Origin of the sequence: Plesiocystis pacifica SIR-1, assembly GCF_000170895.1 — a bacterium.
Classification (GTDB): Bacteria; Myxococcota_A; Polyangia; order Nannocystales; family Nannocystaceae; genus Plesiocystis; species Plesiocystis pacifica.
In genome coordinates this window covers 1-19,121 of the sequence record NZ_ABCS01000002.1, presented here as the reverse complement: position 1 = coordinate 19,121, position 19,121 = coordinate 1, and the positions used below count along the sequence as shown (strand labels likewise).

14 protein-coding genes are annotated in these 19,121 nt (G+C 71.3%); 10 read left to right on the top strand and 4 right to left on the bottom strand.

Annotated features, from left to right (window positions below):
• Positions 1–54 precede the first annotated feature (54 nt).
• Positions 55–1,026, bottom strand: coding sequence for a hypothetical protein (locus PPSIR1_RS01280; protein ID WP_006969149.1), 972 nt, complete (start codon positions 1,024–1,026; stop codon positions 55–57).
• 56 nt (positions 1,027–1,082) lie between these two features.
• Between PPSIR1_RS01280 and PPSIR1_RS01275 the strand changes: the two genes are divergently transcribed.
• From PPSIR1_RS01275 to PPSIR1_RS01240, 8 genes are all read left to right on the top strand, one after another.
• Positions 1,083–1,604: a hypothetical protein gene (locus tag PPSIR1_RS01275; protein WP_006969148.1), complete on the top strand. Its 522-nt coding sequence runs from the start codon at positions 1,083–1,085 to the stop codon at positions 1,602–1,604.
• A gap of 59 nt (positions 1,605–1,663) precedes the next feature.
• A complete protein-coding gene (locus tag PPSIR1_RS01270; RefSeq protein ID WP_157595100.1) occupies positions 1,664–3,823 on the top strand; it encodes a c-type cytochrome in 2,160 nt (719 codons plus the stop codon).
• A gap of 20 nt (positions 3,824–3,843) precedes the next feature.
• On the top strand, positions 3,844–6,177 hold the full coding sequence (locus PPSIR1_RS01265) for a hypothetical protein (RefSeq protein WP_157595099.1): 2,334 nt from the start codon (positions 3,844–3,846) through the stop codon (positions 6,175–6,177).
• 119 nt (positions 6,178–6,296) lie between these two features.
• Positions 6,297–7,085: a TerC family protein gene (locus tag PPSIR1_RS01260; RefSeq protein ID WP_006969145.1), complete on the top strand. Its 789-nt coding sequence runs from the start codon at positions 6,297–6,299 to the stop codon at positions 7,083–7,085.
• 207 nt (positions 7,086–7,292) lie between these two features.
• Complete coding sequence (locus PPSIR1_RS01255; protein WP_006969144.1) at positions 7,293–7,781, top strand: hypothetical protein; 489 nt, start codon at positions 7,293–7,295, stop codon at positions 7,779–7,781.
• 122 nt (positions 7,782–7,903) lie between these two features.
• Positions 7,904–10,063: a hybrid sensor histidine kinase/response regulator gene (locus tag PPSIR1_RS41535; RefSeq protein ID WP_006969143.1), complete on the top strand. Its 2,160-nt coding sequence runs from the start codon at positions 7,904–7,906 to the stop codon at positions 10,061–10,063.
• An 18-nt stretch (positions 10,064–10,081) separates the two neighbouring features.
• A complete protein-coding gene (locus tag PPSIR1_RS01245) occupies positions 10,082–11,098 on the top strand; it encodes a class I SAM-dependent methyltransferase (protein WP_232296413.1) in 1,017 nt (338 codons plus the stop codon).
• 154 nt (positions 11,099–11,252) lie between these two features.
• Positions 11,253–13,793: a hypothetical protein gene (locus PPSIR1_RS01240; protein WP_006969141.1), complete on the top strand. Its 2,541-nt coding sequence runs from the start codon at positions 11,253–11,255 to the stop codon at positions 13,791–13,793.
• 4 nt (positions 13,794–13,797) lie between these two features.
• On the opposite strand, the gene PPSIR1_RS01235 is transcribed toward PPSIR1_RS01240, so the two are convergent.
• Complete coding sequence (locus tag PPSIR1_RS01235; RefSeq protein WP_006969140.1) at positions 13,798–14,715, bottom strand: hypothetical protein; 918 nt, start codon at positions 14,713–14,715, stop codon at positions 13,798–13,800.
• Between the two features lie 57 nt (positions 14,716–14,772).
• Between PPSIR1_RS01235 and PPSIR1_RS01230 the strand changes: the two genes are divergently transcribed.
• Positions 14,773–16,134, top strand: a complete 1,362-nt coding sequence (locus tag PPSIR1_RS01230) for a cytochrome P450 (RefSeq protein ID WP_006969139.1) — start codon at positions 14,773–14,775, stop codon at positions 16,132–16,134.
• Here the strand turns inward: PPSIR1_RS01230 and PPSIR1_RS01225 are convergent.
• On the bottom strand, positions 16,131–17,876 hold the full coding sequence (locus PPSIR1_RS01225; RefSeq protein WP_006969138.1) for an ABC-ATPase domain-containing protein: 1,746 nt from the start codon (positions 17,874–17,876) through the stop codon (positions 16,131–16,133). The genes PPSIR1_RS01230 and PPSIR1_RS01225 overlap by 4 nt on opposite strands.
• Positions 17,877–18,000: 124 nt before the next feature.
• Between PPSIR1_RS01225 and PPSIR1_RS01220 the strand changes: the two genes are divergently transcribed.
• Positions 18,001–18,885 carry a DUF6544 family protein gene (locus PPSIR1_RS01220; protein ID WP_006969137.1) on the top strand — a complete coding sequence of 295 codons (885 nt, stop codon included), beginning with the start codon at positions 18,001–18,003 and terminating at the stop codon, positions 18,883–18,885.
• Here the strand turns inward: PPSIR1_RS01220 and PPSIR1_RS49915 are convergent.
• Positions 18,865–19,121 (bottom strand): hypothetical protein (locus tag PPSIR1_RS49915; protein ID WP_232296412.1); only part of this gene is annotated, 257 nt, incomplete at its 5' end. The two genes, PPSIR1_RS01220 and PPSIR1_RS49915, sit on opposite strands and share 21 nt — an antisense overlap.

Below are 19,121 nucleotides of genomic sequence, written 5' to 3'. Positions count from 1 at the left end.
GCCGTGAACCGGCCCGGGTGCTGAGCGCGATCGCGGCGCTCATCAGGCCCTCGACTACTCGAAGTCGTCCGGAATGCAGGCGATCGGCCCGCTCGGCGCGGCCAGGTTGTCGCAGGCGCTGGCGAACACCCCGTCGGCGATCATGCGCAGCGCCCCCGAGTCCGGCGTGAGCTCGTAGAGCGCGGTCTCGCGGCCCTCGACCCCGCACGCGTAGAGCCGCTCGATCTCCGGGTGCAGCTCGAGCCCCGCGGTCAACAGGGGCTGACTCAGCGGCACGCTGCCCATGCTCAGGCCGTCGCTGGCGCGGAAGGTGTAGAGCCGGTCGGAGCGCGCGTCGAGGGCGTAGAGCTCGACCGCGCCGTCAGTTCGCGCGGGGCTCAAGGCGTTGGACCCCCAGTCCGCCCCGAGCTCGACGAGGGCCTCGGCGTTGGCGTTGGCGGCGTCGATGGTCAGCAGCGCGTCGCCCTCGGCGGCCAGACCAAACAGACCGCCGAGCTCGTCGGCGGCCGCGAGCCCTGCGACCTGCGTGAAGCCGTAGCTGCCGACCACGCTCGCCGTGCAGGTGCAGGGGTCGACCTCGACCAGGGTGTCGCCCCAGGTCTCGAGCAAGGCCGAGGCGTAGAGGCGCTCGCCCTGGACCACGAGGGAGGTGAAGTTGGTGTCGGCCGGGAGCTCCGGGGGCAGGGCGAGGCTCGGGCACAGGACCTCGCGCTCGCCCTCGTGCCCGGGGTCGAGGCGGACGCGGATCAGAGCGTCGACGGGTTGGCCGTCGCCTTCGGGCGGGTCGGACTCGTCGATGGCGAGGAGCCAGGGCCGCTCGGCGAGGGCGGCCGCGCTCTCGTCTTCGCCGTGCTCGCAGTCTGCGGCGAGTCGATCGCCGCAGCCGAGGGCGGGAACGAGCGCGAGGCTCAGGCTGAGTCGTGGACGTGGGGCAGGGCGGGCGTGGCGTCGTCCACGACGGCTAAAGTGCTCAGGGACTGTGAAAACTTCACAGTCCCTGAGCAGGGCTCTGGGCTGGGGGCGCATCCCTCCTTCATGGCCGGAGCGCCCGGAGCCTTCGCCCGATCTGCTAGCGTGGCTCCGTGCCGCCGAACGTGCTCGCCCTCGAGACCCACCTCGTGCGCCTGAGCGAGGCGAGCGTGCTGGCCGTGCACGTCCTCGGCGGCGGCATCTGGGTGGGCGTGATGGTGTTCTCGATCTTCGTGCTCCACCCCCGCGCCGAGCAGCATTTCAAGCGCGACGCCGACTTCGAGGACTTCATCTTCACGGTGGTCCACGGCGCGCGCTGGAAGGTGGTCGCGGGGATGGTGGGGATCCTGGCCTCGGGAGTGGGGCTGAGCCTGTGGCCGGGGCACGGGATCGTGAGCGAAGGCCCCACCGCGGGGCTGTGGCTGGGGATCTACGCGGCGAAGCTGGCGCTGTTTGGCCTCGCGGCGGGCTGCTTCGCCTACGTGTCCTGGGTGCTGTGGCCCCGGCGGACCTTCGCCACGCCCGAGGAGCTACCGGCGATCAAGGCTCTGTTTTGGCGCGTCGGCGTGGTCATGATCCTCGCCAACGCGACGAACCTGGTGTTGGGCATCGCCGCCCACGTGTGGCGAAGCTAGCCCTGGCGCGCGGTGCAAAAGAAACACGCACGGCGCGCAGGCTCTGGCATCATCGCCGGGTGAGCGTACAGCGAAGTCGCAGCGTATTCGTGGGCACGGGGGTGCTCGCCCTCGGACTGGCCGTTGGCCTCGGCTCGGTGTGGACCGCCCAGGCCAAGCGGCCCAAGGTCGCGCTGTTCGAGCCGACGACCCTCGACCGCGAACAGGGGGAGCTCGGGGCCATCGCGGCGCCCAAGCGCTTCGGCTCGAGCCACGCCCACGGCGGGACCCTGGCCGCCGACGAGACCGGGCTGTGGGTGCTCGAGCGCACCGCCGGCGCCCTGATCCGCACGGACCACGCGGGCGAGGTCAAGGCGACCATCGAGCTGCACCCCAACCTCGGCGAGCTCGTGCTCGGGCCGGCGGGGGAGGGCGGGCGCTCCCTCTACGTCGCCGATCGCAGCGCCGACACCCTGCTGCGCTACGCCGTCGACGGCGACACGGCCACGCCCGCGGGCGAGCTGAAGGTCACCGAGCCCCACGGCGTGGCCCTGAGCCCCGACGGCGGCACGCTGTTTTTGACCTCCGTCGCCAACCACGAGCTGGTCGCCGTGGACACCGCGACCATGAAGATGCTGTGGCGCAAGGAGCTGGTCGCCGAGCCGCGGCCCGTGGCCGTGACCCCCGACGGCGAGTCCGTGCTGGTCGGCTTCCTGACCAGCGGGGCCATCGCCCGGGTGTCGCTGAAGGACCAGTCGGTGCATTGGCACGCGCTCTCGCCCCGGGACCCCATCGAGATCGAGGAGGACTTCGAGGAGCACTGGGGCGAGGGGGTCTCGGCCCGACCGGTCGAGGCCGAGAGCCGCTTCGACGTGCCCAAGGACACCGGCCGTCGCCAGGCGCGGATGGTGTTTGCGATCACCTTCGTGGGCGACGGGGCCGCGGTCGCGGGCGTCCAGGTGGCGACCTCGCAGATGGAGCTGCGCCCGACCGCCGATCGCCAGGACTCCTACGGCGGCGGCGCGGCCGAGATCGCGCCCATCGAGTACCGCTTTGCCCGCATCGCCGAGCCGGGCGAGGACGGCTACGCGGCCATCGATCAGCACCACCTGACCCTGCACCAGCCCCGCTCCCTCGCCTACGACCGCACCCGCGACGTGCTCTACGTCGGGGGCTACGGGGACGACGAGATCGTCGCGCTGGCCCACGCCTCCCGGGAGCACCCGACCATGCTGTGGCACGCGAGCCTGGGCCTGGGCACGGGCTGTGGCATCGACGGCTTGACCCTCATCGAGGGCCAGCCGGGCACGGCGGCGCAGGTCCGCTTCGAGGACGAGGTCGAGGCCCCCGAAGGCGAGAAGGAGGCGGGCAAGGACGGCAAAGACGGGAAAGACGGCAAAGATCCGAAGGACGAGAAGGCCGGCGAGCCCGACGAGCCCGAGGGCCCCGTCGTCGATCCCAGCGCGCCCGGCATGGCCCTGTGGGCCCACTGCGAGCTGACCCGCAGCGTCGTGCGCATCGACCTCGACCCCAACCCCGAGCGCATCCACTCCAAGCCCCTCGCCTCGCGCAAGTGGGTCCGCGGCCCGGCGCTGGCCGAGTCCAAGCGCGACGCCAAGGTCGAAGAGGGCGCGGAGCTGTTCCGGCGCGGCGAGGACTTCTCCCTGGGCGGCGCCCTGGCCTGCGCGAGCTGCCACCCCGAGGGGCGCAACGACGGCCTCTCGTGGCGCCTGGGTCGTTCGATCCTCCAGACGCCCATGCTCGCCGGCCGCGTCGAGGGGACCTCACCCTACAAGTGGACCGGCGAGGACCCGAACCTCGTCGCCAGCTTCATGCACACCATCGAGCGCATCGGCGGCGCGCCCGAGGACCTCGAGCGCTCGGAGCTCGAGGCCATCGAGGCCTACCTGCGCAGCTTGCCCCCGCCGCGGCCCCCGGACAATACCGACGCCGAGGCCCTGGCCCGAGGCAAGGCCGTGTTCGAGGACGCGTGCTCGATGTGCCACGAGGGCGCGCAGTCCACGGACCAGTCCCAGCACGAGTTCGATACGACGATGCGCAAGGTCGACACCCCCTCGCTCATCGGCCTGGCCCACTCCAACCCCTACTACCACGACGGCAGCGCCGTCGATCTGCAGACCCTGCTCGACGACCGCGGCAGCATCCACGACATGGTCGACAGCTCGGACATGAGCGCCCAGCAGCGCGCCGACCTGATCGTCTACCTGAGGTCCCTGTGAGCGTGGAGGAGGACGAGCCCATGACTGCGAAGCGAACACAGCGAGACGGCGTGATCGTGTGGGCCCCGAGCGGCTCCGGATCGGCGGCGGCCTGGACCTGGCTGCGGACCCTGGCTGCGTGGACGGCCACGGCCGGCTGCGCCCTGGGGTGCACCGACGGCGAGGACAGCTCGGCGACCAGCGAGGGCGCGGGCGAGGACGCGCCGACGGAAGAAGGCGCCGAAGCAGGGGCCGAAGGCGGCGAGGCCACGGCCGCGGCGGTCGAGCGCGGCGCCCTGCTGCCCCGCGGCGAAGTCCACCGGGGCCGGATCATCGAGATCTGGCTCGACCCCGGGGGGAGCGCGGCGGTCAGCCTGGACTCCGTGGGCGGCGTGCGCCTGTGGCCCGAGCTGCCCCCGGCCCAGCGCGAGCTCGCCAAGCTCGAGCCCGTGCGCCTGCCCTACCTCGAGCCCCTGTCGATGTCCGTGGCCAAGACCGCCGACGGCGAGTTCATCGTCGCGGGCGTCGACACGGCCCAGTCGAGCCGGGTGATCGCCGTCGAGGCCGACCCCGACGCGCCGGGCAGCTTCCGCATGCGCGAGCGCTTCGTGCTGCCCCCGGACGACCCCATGCTCGAGCTCCACGTGCTCGACGGGGGCGAGCGCCTGCTGGCCCTGGGCGTGGACCACAGCCTGCGCATCTACGACGCCCACGGCGAGGAGCTCAGCCGCTTCAGCCGCTACGGCTTCGCGCCCTGGCAGCTGCGCTTTTGTGGGCCGCCGGAGGACCTGCACATGGCCATGGTGCTCGCCGGCCCGACCCGGCTGCAGCGCTTTTCGCTCAAAGATGACGGCGTCGAGCTCATTGGCGAACCGTACGCCGTGACCCTGGACCGCGGCCCCAACCACAACGATCTGGCGCTGCTGCCCACGGGCACCCACGCCGCCGTGCTGCGCCGCCCCAAGGCCCGCGGGGTCGAGTGGAGCCTGGAGATCCACGACCTCGAGAGCGGGGCGATCCGGGTGATGTGGGGCGAGGGCGAGATCAAGCTGCGCCCGCGCATGCACGTCGTCGACAAGGACTGGATCCTGCTCGAGTACGGCGGCGGCAACGGGGACTGGATCGACATCAACCAGGGCGCGGTGATCGAGTTCGAGCCCGACCCGGAGGCCGAGCCCGACAGCCCCGAGGCCCGCTTCCAGCTGCCCAAGAAGCTGACCGAGCTCCCGGCGGAGGCCCGCATCGAGGGCCTGCGCGTGCACCTGCCCGACTCCGAGGGCAGCGTGCGCCGGCGCGCGAGCGTGACCCAGGGGCTGCGCGTCGTGCCCAACGGCAACGCCCTGGTCTTCGACCCCCTGCGCGCGCCGACCAAGGGCGGGGAGGGGGGCGCGGTGATCGAGGCCGGGGCCGAGCCCGACCAGCACTACCGCCTGACCCAGCAGTCCCTCGCTCCTCGAGCCGTCGCCATCTCCAACGATGGCGAGCTCGTCGCGACGGTCAGCAAGGACGAGGTCATCGTCGAGGACATCGGCGGCGGCACGCACCACGTCATCACCGGGTGCGCGCCCGAGGGCGAGGGCAAGTGGGACGCGATGGCCTTCACCGACGACGCGCACCTGCTGCTGGTCGCCCGGGAGGAGGCGGCCATCTGCGCGTGGCGGGAAGAAAAGACCCTCAGCCAGCGCGAGCTCCCCCAGCACTACGGCGAGACCATCCGCATCTCCGGGCCGGGCGCGGGCGAGCTGGCCGTGCGCACGGAGTACGACTACGACTCCGTCAGCATCGAGCTGCTCAGCTTCACGGGCAACGCCCTGCCCGAGGACGAGCTCGCGGAGCTGACCCGGACCCAGCGCGCGGACTGGCCGGCCCTCGACTCGAGCAAGAAGACCCTCGGGCGCGACGCCCTGGGCAACCGCTACAGCCTGTCGCGCGTCAAGACCCGGCAGTTCAACATCCAGGGGCCCAAGGTCGGGGACGACAAGCCGCCGGTCCGCAAGCTCAGGGTCGGGGACGACAAGCTCGAGTTCCTCGAGTTCCTGCCCTCACCCAACGGCGCGCGCGTGGCCATCAAGCACAAGCGGGCCAGCGAGTACGACTACTACCGCTACGAGTACTACTATTATACGCCGCCCAAGACCCTGAGCGTCTGGGAGATCGGTCCCAACAGCCACGAGCTCGCCTGGGAGATTCCCGCGGGCTGGGGCCTGGAGATGGCCTGGTCCGCCGACGGCTCGCGCCTGGCCATGAAGCACCAGGGCGAGCTGCTGGTCATCGAGGGCTCGGGCGAGATCGTGTTCTCCCGCGAGACCCGGGGCCTGGCCCTCGAGGAGCACCCCGACGACCCCGAGGCCGCCAAGGACGACGCGGCCGAGTAGGCCCGCGCGCGAACTCGACCCAAGCTCGAGCCGAGCTCGAGCCGAGCGAGGGGTGTTGCGTTGCGCTCCTGGCTCGCCCCCGCGTGCTCCGGGCTGTTATCGTCCGGCCGAGGTCCCCCATGGTCGAGAACATCATCACCCTTGGATTCCTGGTCTTGCTGCAGGTCGTGCTCGGCTTCGACAACCTGCTCTACATCTCGCTCGAGTCCAAGCGCGCCCCCGTGGACCAGCGCGCGCGCGTCCGCAAGCTCGGCATCGGCCTGGCCATCTTCATGCGCATCGCGCTGCTGGGCATCCTCGTCAAGCTGATCGAGTACGTCCAAGAGCCCATCTTCGGCTTCGACACCCACCCCATCTCCGGGCACTTCAACGTCCACAGCCTCATCGTCCTCGGCGGCGGCGTGTTCATCATGTACACGGCGGTCAAGGAGATCTGGCGCATGGTCAGCTTCGAGGACGAGAGCGAGGCCGAGGAGGAGGCCGAGCCCAAGTCGGTCAACTCGGTGATCGCGATGATCGTGATCATGAACCTGGTGTTCAGCTTCGACTCGATCCTCTCGGCGATGGCGCTGACCAAGGTGTTTTGGGTCATGGCCTCGGCCATCGTGCTCGGCGGCCTGCTGATGATCTTCATGGCCGACCGGGTCTCGACCTTCCTCGAGAAGAACCGGATGTACGAGGTGCTCGGCCTGTTCATCCTGCTCATCGTCGGCGTCATGCTGCTCAGCGAGGGCGGCCACCTCGCCCACATGAGCCTGTTCGGAGGCGAGATTCACGCCATGAGCAAGGCGACCTTCTACTTCGTCATCGCGGTCCTCGTGATCACGGACATCGTCCAGGGCCGCTACCAAAAGAAGATCATGGCGGAGAAGGCCGCGGCCAAGGCCGCCAAGGCCAAGGCGGCTTGAAGCGGGGCGGGATTGCGCAGGAGAAGGGCCCCCAGGTGGGGCCCTTTTTCGCGTGTTGGGGTCCAAGCTGAGCCGGCCTCTGGGCCGATTTCTGCTGATACTGAAACGATTGCACTGTCATTGCAATGCGCGCAGTTCGCTCGTCACTGCGTGCATTAATGAATTGAGACGTCGCGAAGCGTCTGGTAGGTCATTAGCGTGGGAAGGTTGATCCAGCCGCGCCGCGACATCCTCGTGGAGCCCGAAGCGGCGACCGCTCGGGGCCGCTTGTTTCCGCGCCAGGATCCGCGCAGCGGGGTCTTGAGCCTGGAGTCCGGGACGGCTCAAGTCCTCCCAAATAGCATTTACGCGCCTCGGCGCATCGTTTTGGACCTCGACGCGCGGGGGCTGATCGCGCGCGTCGATCTGCTCGTGCCGAGCAGCGCGTGGCGGCGAGGGCTGCACTGGAGCTGGGATGAGCGGGCCCGCGCGCGGGACCTCCGGGTTTGTCGGGGCCCGATCAATGCGCGGATTTCACCGCCGACTGTGGTGGTTCGCTCCAGCGCAGATGGCCGGCAGATCGAGGTCGCCATCAGTGGTGATCACTATATTGATACCGTGATCGGGCTATCCGAGGGCTGTCAGGCCGTCCTCGCGGGCTCGCGGCTGGTCGGCTTTTGTGTCCGTTTGGACGATTCGGGGCGGATCGGGGGCTAACCGGGGCCTCTCGCGGCGCCCCGAGTGCGAGGATCGCCTGGTAGACTCGTGGCCTGGCGAGGCCGCGCTGCCCCGGGACTAAAGCCGGTTCCAGGCGCGCTCGCAGGGGTGGACGTGCCGCCATGGCTGACGACGAGACTGTAGAGCTCACCACGCACGCGAAGACCATCGCGGGCATGCCCTGGTTTTGGGATCTGGAGCAGGGGGATCTCCAGCTCTTTGGCCTGCCCTCCGTCGCGTTTTGGACCCGACCCTCGCTCCAGCGCCTGCTCGGGCCGCTGCGCCGGGAGGTGGGCGACCCCCTCTACCGCCTGCTGGTCGCGCACTACAGCAGCCTGGGCACCGAGGAGGACTACCACGCGATGATCACCGAGCTGGGCACGGACTTCCCCAGCGGGTTCATGGCCTGGGGTCGGGCGGTGTCCACGGCCGGCTGGGGGCGCTTCGAGCTCGTCGAGTTCGACCCCCAGAGCAAGCGCGCGCAAGTCCGCGTGGACAACCCGTGGGAGCTGCAGATGCAAGGGCCCGGGGAGAGCTGGGGCTGCCCCTTCCTCCAGGGCAAGCTCATCGGCATCTTCACCCACGCCCTGGGGGTCAACTGCTGGGCGGACGAGGCCATCGAGCGCGACGGCGATCGCAGCGCGGTGGTGTTCACCGTGACCCCCTCCTCGCGGACCATCGAGGTCGAGCTGTCGGCCCTGCGCCGCGAGCAGATGCGCGTCCGGGAGCGGGCGCTGGCCGACGAGATCGCGCGCAAGACCGAGGCGCTGCGGGAGATCGAGGAGCGCCAGCGGGCCGTGCTCGGCTCCATCGGCGATCTGGTGTTCACGGCCGATCGCGGCGGTCGCATCCGTCACTACCAGGTCCCCGCGGATCAGCGCGACGCCTTCCCGCCCGCGCAGGCGGTGCTCGGCCAGACCATCGAGGCGGTGTTCGGTGTGACCCTGGCCAAGGTGGTCGCGGCCCAGCTCGAGGCCGGCGAGGGGCACAACTCGCGCAGCGTCGACTTCCACTCCATCGCCCCGGTCGCGTGCGGGACCGAGCGCCACTACGACGCGCGCTCGACCGTGCGCGCGGGCTCCTCGGGGACCCTCGAAGGCGTGACCGTGGTCGTGCGCGACGTGACCCGCCAGCGCCAGCTCGAGGTCCAGCTGCGCCACAGCCAAAAGATGGAGTCCGTCGGCCTGCTCGCCAGCGGCGTCGCCCACGACTTCAACAACATCTTGATGGGCATCATGGGCGCGGCGGACTTGCTGACCGCGACGAGCGAGGGGAACACCCGGGAGCTGGCCGAGACGGTGGTCGAGGGGGCCGAGACGGCGGCGAGCCTGATCCAGCGCCTGCTCGACTTCTCGCGCAAGGGCCAGCGGGTCGAGCGGGCCGTCGACGTCCACGCGGTGATCCGCGACACGGCGCGCCTGCTCGAGCGGGCCGTGGAGCGCCGCGTCGAGATCCAGTGCCGGCTCGAGGCCAGCTCGCACACCGTCCGCGGCGACGCCCACCAGCTCCAGAGCGCGCTGCTCAACCTCGGCGTCAACTCCCGGGACGCCATGCCCGAGGGCGGCACGCTGCGCTTTCAGACCCGCACGGTGGTCGTGGGCGAGGCCGGGCTGGCGACGCGCACGGGCATGCTCGCGGCCGGGGCCTACCTCGAGATCAGCGTCGAGGACACGGGCGAGGGCATGGACGGGGACACCGCGACCAAGATCTTCGAGCCCTTCTTCACGACCAAGGCCGAGGGCAAGGGCACGGGGCTGGGGCTGGCGGCGGTGCACGGGGCCATCTCGGATCACCGCGGCGGCATCGAGGTCGAGAGCCAGCCCGGGGTCGGCACGCGCTTCGCCCTGCTCTTGCCGCTGAGCGAGGGCGCGGTCGCGGGGGCCGACGCGGGCAAGGAGAGCGAGGTCGGGGCCCGGCGGCGGGGTCGAATCTTGCTCGTCGACGACGAGCCCATCGTCCGCGCCGTGGGCGAGCAGCTCCTGACCAAGCTGGGCTACGAGGTGATCCTCGCCGAGGATGGGCGCAGCGCCATCGAGGGCTACCGAGAGGCGCACGCCAGCGTCGACCTGGTGATCCTGGACCTGGTCATGCCGCAGATGAGCGGGCACGATGTCGCCCGTGAGCTGCGGTCCATCGATCCAGCGGTCCGGCTGCTGTTCTCCTCGGGCTTCTCGCGCAAGGGGCTGGCGCCCCAGGACGCCGCGGGCTTCATCAAAAAGCCCTACCGCCTCGCGGACCTGCGCAAGGCCATCGACCGGGTCCTCGACGAGGACGCTCGCTAGCCGACCGAGGTGCGCATCGTGAGTGGAGACGCGCGCGCGCGCGTGTTCGTCGACGAGTCCATGCCGGCGATCGTCGCCCACCTGCGCGCGGGCTGGGCCGCTGGCCAGCGCCGGGTCAGCCTCCGCGTCCTCGACCCGGACCAGGGCGCGGGCCGCTACGCAGGCGAGCGCGTCGCCGTGGCCGAGGACGGCGGTCGGGCCTGGGTCCATCGACCGATGGCGACCTGGGTGGAGCTCGCGGGTCGCCTGGGCGCGCGCTTGCGGACCCCCAGGCCCGTCGCGGGGGCGCTGCCCGTGGTCGAGCTGAGCTTCGAGCGGATCAACCCCGAGGCTGGCTGGCGGCGCGAGCTGAGCGAGGACGAGGGCGGGGCGCGGGAGCGCTACGGGGCCGATAGCGGCTTTCAGCGCATCCACAAGCTCGAGCAGCCGGGCCTGCTCATCGACCTCGAGGAGGCCCTCGATCGCGCCGGCTTGCCGGCCAGGGGCGAGGGCCTGCGCGTGCTGGCGCTGGGCATCAACAGCGGGGCCGAGTTCGAGCTGCTCCGCGCCCTGCGGCCGCAGTGGTTCGGCGGCGAGCGGCCGGCGACCTGCGTCGGGGTGGACTACTCGGCCTCGGCCATCGCCCTGGCGCGGGAGCGCTTCCCCGAGCCCGGCGTGCACTTCGTCGTCGCCGACCTCGACGCCCTGGGCACCGACCCCGACCTGGCCGCCGGGGTCCTCGCCGAGCCCTTCGATCTGGTCGTGATCATCGGGACGCTGCAGAGCCCGACCGTCGCCGACCGCCCCCTGCTGCAGCACCTCGTGCGCGAGCGCCTGGCCCACCGCGGCGTGCTGATCATCGGCGTGCCCAACTGCCGCTACGTCGACGGCGAGCTGGTCTACGGGGCGCGGATGCGAAATTATCGCGAGGCCGAGCTCGGCCTGTCGATCAAGGACGTGGCCTTTTATCGCCGCTACCTGCAGCAGCACCGCCGCCGGGTCATGGTCACGGGCAAGCACTACTTGCTGGTCACGGCCGTGCGCGAGCGCGGCTGAGGGGTTGAGTCGTGGACGTGGGGCAGGGAGGGCGTGGCGTCGTCCACGACGGCTAAAATGGACAGGGACTGTGAAACTTCACAGTCCCTGAAGGGCGCGGGCTTGCCGCGTTGTGGCCTATACTCGGCGTCCTCCCACCCTCCAGGAGTCGACCATGCCCGACCGATCCCGCGAGCGCGACCTGATCCTCGCGCCCAACGAGTACGCCTTCATCGCCGACGAGACCAAGGGCAACATCAACGCCTACGTCGGCCCCTACAAGACCAGCCTGGCCAACACCGATCAGCCGGTCACCTTCAACGCAGAGTCCAAGCGCTTCGAGAACTGCTCGCTCGAGGACGCGACGCGCAGCTTCGCCGTGGCGCCGGTGGGCTGGTACCTGGTGCTCAAGAACCCCACGCTGCACAACCCGGCGCTCAAGGAGTTCAACCCGCACCCCAAGACCGGGGCGATCAACAACCTCGTCGAGCTCGAGGTCGGGCGCAAGGTCAACATCCCAGGGCCGGCCGCCTTCGCGCTGTGGCCGGGGCAGATGGTCCGGGTGATCCAGGGCCACAACCTGCGCTCCAACCAGTACCTGATCGTCCGCGTCTACGACGAGGAGGCGGCCAAGGCCAACTGGGAGAACGCGGTCATCAAGCGCCAGGGAACGGACGGGGGCGAGAGCGAGGAGGCCAGCGCGCCGCCGCCGGACCTGACCATGGGCCAGCAGCTGGTCATCCGCGGGACCGACGTGTCCTTTTACATCCCGAGCACCGGCGTCGAGGTGGTCCCCGATCGCAGCCGCCGGGGCAGCGGGGGCTACGTCCGCGACGCCGTGACCCTCGAGCGCCTCGAGTACTGCATCCTCCTCGACGAGGACGGGCGCAAGAGCTACCTGCAAGGGCCGCAGGTCGTGTTCCCCAAGCCCAGCGAGACCTTCGTCGAGCGCGACGGGGCGCGCAAGTTCCGGGCCATCGAGCTCAACGAGAACAGCGGCATCTACGTCAAGGTCATCGCGCCCTACAGCGACGGCCCAGGTGAGGGAGCGGACGGGGAGCAGGCGCACCAGGTCGGCGACGAGCTGTTCATCACCGGGAAGGAGCAGATGATCTACTTCCCGCGGACCGAGCACGCGATCATCAAGTACGGCGGCCACACCATCCACTACGCCATCGCGATCCCGGCCGGCGAGGCGCGCTACGTGCTCAACCGCCACACCGGCCAGATCCGCCTGGAGCAGGGCCCGTGCATCTTCCTGCCCGATCCGCGCAAGGAGGTGATCGTCCGCCGGATCCTCCAACCGCGCCAGGTCGGGCTGTGGTTCCCCGGCAACCAAGACGCCCTCGAGCACAACCGCAAGCTCGCGGCGCTGCGCGAGCAGGGCTCGGGCGGGCGCGGGGACTTCATCGAGGACGCGGCCGTCGAGGAGGGCGAGTCCAAAAAACGCAAGCGCAAGAAGGCGAAGGAGCCCAAGGCCGAGGAGGCCCGGGCCGAGGCGACCAGCGAGGCCTACGCGGGCGAGGACTTCAACCGCGGGCAGACCTACACGCCGCCGCGGACCATCGTGCTCGACACCCGCTACGACGGCGCGGTGAGCATCGGCGTGTGGACGGGCTACGCCGTCCAGGTCGTCTCGAAGTCCGGGGAGCGCAAGGTCGTGGTCGGCCCCTCGACCTACATGCTCGAGTACGACGAGGTGCTGCAGACCGCCGAGCTGTCCACGGGCACGCCCAAGACCGACGACGCCATCGAGCGCACCGCCTACCTGCGCGTGCTCTACAACAAGGTCTCCGACGTGGTCGAGGCCGAGACCCGGGACCTGGTGTCCGTGCGCATCCGGCTGTCCTATCGGGTCAACTTCGAGGGCGACCCGCAGGCGTGGTTCAACGTCGAGAACTACGTGAAATTCCTGACCGAGCACCTGCGCTCGCTGCTGCGCGGGAAGATCAAGGGCGAGCCGATCCAGCGCCTGCACCCGCGGGTCGTCGGCTTCGTGCGCGACGTCGTGCTCGGGGCCCAGGGCGAGGACGGCGGCCGCCCGGGTCGGCGCTTCGAGGAGAACGGCATGCGCATCTACGACGTCGAGGTGCTCGGCGTCGAGATCGGCGACCAGGCCATCGAGTCCCTGCTGATCGGGGCGCAGCACGCCGTGGTCGAGCAGAACCTGACCCTCGAGGGGGAGCGCCGCCGGCTCGAGCAGACCCGCGAGCGCGAGGCCATCAGCCAGGAGATCGCGGCCATCGAGTCCAAGACCCGGACCCAGCGCGTGGCCCTGCAGCAGGCCGAGGTCGCGGTGGTCCACGCCTACGAGCTCGCCAAGGTCGAGGCTGGGTTGGCCGAGGCCGCGCGTCGCCTCGAGGGCAAGCGCGCCGAGCAGGCCACCCTCGACGCGGTCCACGGCGCCGAGCTGGCCCGGGCGCGCAAGACCAGCGACAACCACCTCGCCGTCGCCAGCGAGGAGCTCAACCAGCGCCTGCGCGAGCTCGAGGCCGAGGTCGCGGCCGTGCGCGAGAAGGCCAAGGCCGTCTCCCCCGAGCTGATCGCGGCGCTGCAGGCCTTCGGCGACCGAGCCCTGGCCGAGAAGATGGCCGAGTCCATGGCCCCGCTGGCGATCCTCGGGGGCGAGAGCGTGTCCGAGGTGCTGGCGAGGCTGCTGCGCGGGACCAAGTTGGCCGAGGTGCTCGAGTTCCCAGGCGCCGAGCCCGACGACTGACCCCTCAGCCCTCGGAGCACTCGAGGGCGAGCCCAGAGGAGCCCAGGCGCAGCGCGAAGTCGACGAAGACTCGGCTGCCCTCGGGCGCATCGGCGCCGCCGACCTCGAGCACCAGGGTGTTGGCGAGGTGGTCTCGAGCCCCGGGTCCGCCCTTGCGGGGCCCGGGGGTGTCGTGCTCGGCGTAGACGGGGAAGGTCGCCTCGAGCACTTCGCCGGGTTTGAGCTCGGTGAGCTTGGGCCCGTCGACGCGGGTCGAGCCCGGCTTGCCGTAGCAGCCCTCGTAGTGCATGCGCAGCTCGACGTCGCGGAGGGCGAAGGGCAGGGGGTTGACCATGCGCAGCGCGACGGTCTCACCGGCGTCGTCGAGAACGAGCTCGAGGGTCTGGGTGTCGAGGCCGCGGGCGCTGGTCGCCGTGAAGTGTTGGACGCCCTCGGGCCGCGTGCCTCGATCGACGCGGATGCCCGCCGGGGTCGAGACCCAGTCGCTGCGCATCTGCATCATCGGGCACATCTGCGGCTCGACCTCGAGGGGCTCGGCGGGGGGCGGAGCGTCAGCCACGCCGCGGGCGAGGACGGGCTGGTCGACGAGGGCGAGGAGCTGGTTTTCGACGCCCTCGTTCGCGCCGTGGCTGCCGATCCAACCGAGGGTCGGGTGCACGGCCAGCCAGCTCGACTCGCCACCGAAGCCGCCCTCGGCCGCGGGCGGGCAGTGCTCGACGCCGGCTTGTCCGACGACGGCCAGGAAGTAGTCGGGCCCGTCTTCGCGTGCGGGGGAGGGGGCGTCCGCCGAGTCGCTGCGGCTCGCGGGTTCGGCCGCGCGAGGCTCGGGCTCGCCTTCGCGTCCGGCACAGGCCGCGCTGGCGACCGCGAGAGCGGCGAGGGTCAGGACGTGCCAGGGCCGGGGTGCGTGGCTGCAGAACACGGCTCATGGTAGCTCGCCCGCGTTGACAAGTGGGTCGGGAGAGGTCATTGCACGTCCATGGACGTGGCGCGCGATCTGGCCGAGCTCCCCCTGCCCCCGTCGACGGGCGGGCTGCCCTGGCTCGGTGACAGCCTCGCCTTTGGCCGCGACCCCATGGCCTACCTCGTCGAGAAGTACCGCGAGTACGGGCCCGTGTTCGAGGTCAGCTTGCCGGGGGAGCCGGTGGTCGTGCTCGCCGGGGTCGAGGCCAACCGCTTCGCCAACAAGGAGGGCAAGGCCCTGTTCGCCAGCCGCTCGACCTACCTCGAGCTGGTCCGCGAGCTGGGCTCGGACCTCAACATGATCGTGCTCGAGGGCGAGCAGCACGAGCTGTTTCGCCGGGCGGGGCGCGTGGGCTACTCCAAGGGCGCGCTCAACCGCAGCGTCGGCGAGGCCGTGGCCATCCTCCGGCGCGAGCTGTCCGAGGTCGCCAACGGCCAGCGCGTCGACGCCTTCGTGTTCTTGCAGCGGGCGGTGTCCCTGCAGCTGGGCGTGGTCGCCACCCAGACCCCCGCCGACGAGGTCGTCGACGACCTGGTGGTGTTCATGCGCACCCTGATGCTCGTCTACCTCGCCGGCCTGTGGCCCAAGGCCGTGACCCGGATGCCGCGCTTTCGCCGGGTCAAGGCGCGGGCGCTGGCCTTCGCCAAGGAGATCGTCGACGGCCACCGGGACAACCCCCCGACCACGGACAGCTACGAGAGCGTCGAGGGCGAGGACGGCCGGGCCCGGGACCTCATCGACGACTTCCTCGACGCCCACGCCAAGGACCCCGAGTCCATGCCCATGGACGCGGTCTATGCCGCGGCCCTCGGCCCCTTCCTCGCCGGTCAGGACACCGTCGCCGGGACCACGGCCTTCATGCTGCACGCGGTCCTGACCCGGCCGCAGCTGCTCGAGCGCGCCCGGGCCGAGGCCGACGCGCTGTTCGCCGCGGGCACGCCGAGCGCCAAGCAGCTCCAGGGCGCCAAGGTCCTGCGCGGGATCGTGGCCGAGACCCTGCGCCGCTTCCCCGTCGCGCCCCTGCTGACCCGCCGGGCCGCGGAGACCTTCGAGTTCGCGGGGCACCGCGTCGAGGCCGGGCGCAAGGTGTTCATCGCCCAGACCCTGACCCACTTTCTGTCCGAGCACTTCGACGCGCCCCTCGACTTCGAGGTCGAGCGCGGGCGCGCGGCGGGCGGGACCCTGGCGCCCTTCGGGGTCGGTCCGCACACTTGCCCTGGCGCGGGCCTGGGCGAGCGCCTGGCCATGCTCGACCTGGCGGTGCTGCTGCACACCACGGACTTCGAGCTGCCCCGACGCGGCGAGAAGCTGCGCATGCGGACGCTCCCGCCGGCGCCCAAGGACTTCATGCTGCGCATGCGGCCGCGCCGGCCCTAGTCAGTTGTTTCGTCGGCCTCGAGGCTGAGGCTGCGCAGTCGGTTGATCGCGGCGACGAGCTCGAAGCTGCGCACGCCCGCGAGCTCGGGCAGCGGCGCGAGGGCGTAGAGGCCTCGCCGATCCACGAACGCGAGCACCTGCTCGGCGAGCTCGACCACGCTCGACCCGGGTCGCCCGCGCTCGTGCAGCCACGCGAGCATGGCCCCGATCGCCCGCGCTTGGCTGTCGTCGACGAGCTGCTCGAGGGCACCCAGATCGAGGACCGACTCGCCGAGCTGGAGCTCGCGCAGGCCCCGGGCGCGGACGCGCTCGCGTTGGCCTCGGCGGGGGTCGAAGGAGCGCAGCGCGGGGCGGCGAGGGTGGGGCGCCTGGGCGAGGGCGCGCCGGGGCTCCTGGACGGCGCGACCCGTGGGGTGCTGCGCGACGATCTCGCGGGCTCGCGCGGTGATCTCCGTCGCCCGGTAGCGGTCCATGCGGATCACCGTGTCCGCGACCTCGAGGTAGTCGCCGCAGCCGCCGATCACGAACACCGTCGACACGCCAGCGTCGGCGTGGAGCGGGCGGACGTGGTCGATGAGCGGGGTGATGGTCTCGGCCTCGATCAGCGCCTGCATGCGAGCGTCGCGGATCAGCAGGTTGGTCGCGCAGCTGTCCTCGTCGAAGAGCAGGGCCGTGGCCTTGGCCTCGAGGGACTCGACCACGGCCGCGGCGAGGCTCGTCGAGCCCGAGGCGTTGGTCGTCGAAAAGCGCCGCGTGTCCGCTCCGGCCGCGCCGGGGAGGTCGTCGATGAGCCCGCTCAGCCCGACCTCGACCACGCTGCGCCCGTCCTCGCTGCGCAGCTTGACGGCCCCCGGCGCGCTCACGACCCACTCGCGGCCGTCGCCGGGCACGTGCGGGTCGACGCCGCGGGCGATGGCGGACAGCAAGGTGGTCTTGCCGTGGAAGCCCGCCCCGGTGATCAGCGTGACCCCGACGGGCAGGCCCATGCCCTCGACCGCGCCGTGGTGGAGGGTCGGCAGGGACACGCGCAGGCTCGCGGGGCTCTCGAAGGGCACGGCGCCGGGGAGCGGCCGCGCGGAGTCGCCGGCAGCTCGGGGCAGCACGGCGCCGTCGCGGACGAAAGCCACGAGCCCGCGCTCGGCGAGCTGGGCTTGGACGTGGGCGTGGTCTTCGACGAGGTCGACGAAGGCCTGGGCGCGCTCGCGCTGGGCCGACGAGAAGCGCGACCAGCCCAGCTCCGCGAGGGCCTCGGGCAGGGCCTGGGTCAGCAGCAGGGCGGCGGCCCGACCGAGGACCCGCCGCCCCCGAGCGGGCAGGCCCACGCGCAGGCCGAGCTGCAGGGTCTCGCCGTCAAAGCACCCCGCCGAGCGCACGAGCACCTCCGCGCCGCCCGCGTCGACCCACATCTGCCCCGACTTGCCGCTGCCTGAACGGGCGGCTTGGCTGCCTCGCTTGGAGCCGACCCCACCCAACAGGCGGGCCAGGCGGCGCAGCATGTAGTCGGCCGCCGCCTTGCGCCGCGTCGGGTTCGAGCGCAGCGCCGCCGGTAGGCCGTGAGCGTCGGCCTCGAGGCGCACGCGGAGCCGCGAGGGGCTGGCGAAGGGGTCACCCTGGACGTGGTCGACGTGGAGCTCCAGGCCGGCCTGCTCGTCGACCCACGCGCCCTTGATGCGCTTGTAGGCCCCGTAGCTGTTGCCGTCGAGCTGGGCGAGGGTGCGGTCGAGCTGGCGGAGGGTGCCCACGCCGAGGACATAGCCCGAGCCGCCCGCCAGCCCAAGCGGCTCCGAGCGACCGCTCCTGGTGTTCAGTGATGGGCAGCGGCCCAGCCTGGTAGACCGCGGTCGATCGGTGCTATCGCTGGCTGCGATGCCTCTGCTGGCGCTGATCACCCTGTCCTTCGCGGCGCTCCTGGCTGGCCTGGGCGTGGGCGTGGTCCTCAACCGCTCGGCCCTCGAGCGGCAGATCGACGCCGAAGTGGCCGAGCTGTTCGCGGAGGTCGAGACCCTCCCGACCTACTTCGTCGCGTCCGAGCTCGAGGGCTTGCCCAGCCCCGTGCGCCGCTACCTCGAGCGCAACCTCAGCGAGGGGCAGCCGCACCCCTCGTGCGTGCGCGTGCGCGAGATCGGCTCGGTCTGCGACGCGCCGGGGCAGCCGTGGACCGAGGTCGCCGGCGAGAGCTACCTCGTCGCCGGTCGCCCCGGGCTGCTGAGCTTCGCCCGCCTGCGCCCCTACCCCTTGGTGTGGGTCGACGCGCGCACGCTCTATCTGCGCGGTCGGGTCAACGTGCTCGCCAAGCTGATGAGCTCGCTGAGCACCGTGGACTCCTCCGAGGCCGTGCAGCGCCGGGCCGTGCTCGTCGCCTACCTCGCCGACCTCGCCCTGCTCCCGCCGGCGCTCTTGCCCGGCGACCACCTGCGCTGGGAGGCCATCGACGACGTCCGCGCGCGGGCGCGAGTCCGCGACGGCGAGCTCGAGGTCTCCGGGGTGTTCGTATTCGATGAGCTCGGTGACCTCGTCGCCTTCGAGAGCGATGACCGCCCCGCCATCGGCAGCCCGGCCCAGTCCAAGGGCGAGGCCCTGTGGCGGGTTCGCTTCGGCGAGCACCGACGCTTCGCCGACTTGCACGTGCCCACCCTGATCGAGGAGGAGTGGGTCGTGGGTGAGGCCGTGCTGCCCGAGCGTCGCCGCAGCCTCCAGGCCATCGAGGTCGACGTGCCGCGGCGCTGGGGCTCACCGGGCGAGTCCAGCTAGTGCTGAGTCGTGGACGTGGGGCAGGGAGGGCGTGGCGTCGTCCACGACGGCTAAAATAGACAGGGACTGTGAAAACTTCACAGTCCCTGAGTCGTGGACGTGGGGCAGGGAGGGCGTGGCGTCGTCCACGACGGCTAAAATAGACAGGGACTGTGAAAACTTCACAGTCCCTGAGTCGTGGACGTGGGGCAGGGAGGGCGTGGCGTCGTCCACGACGGCTAAAGTAGACAGAGGGT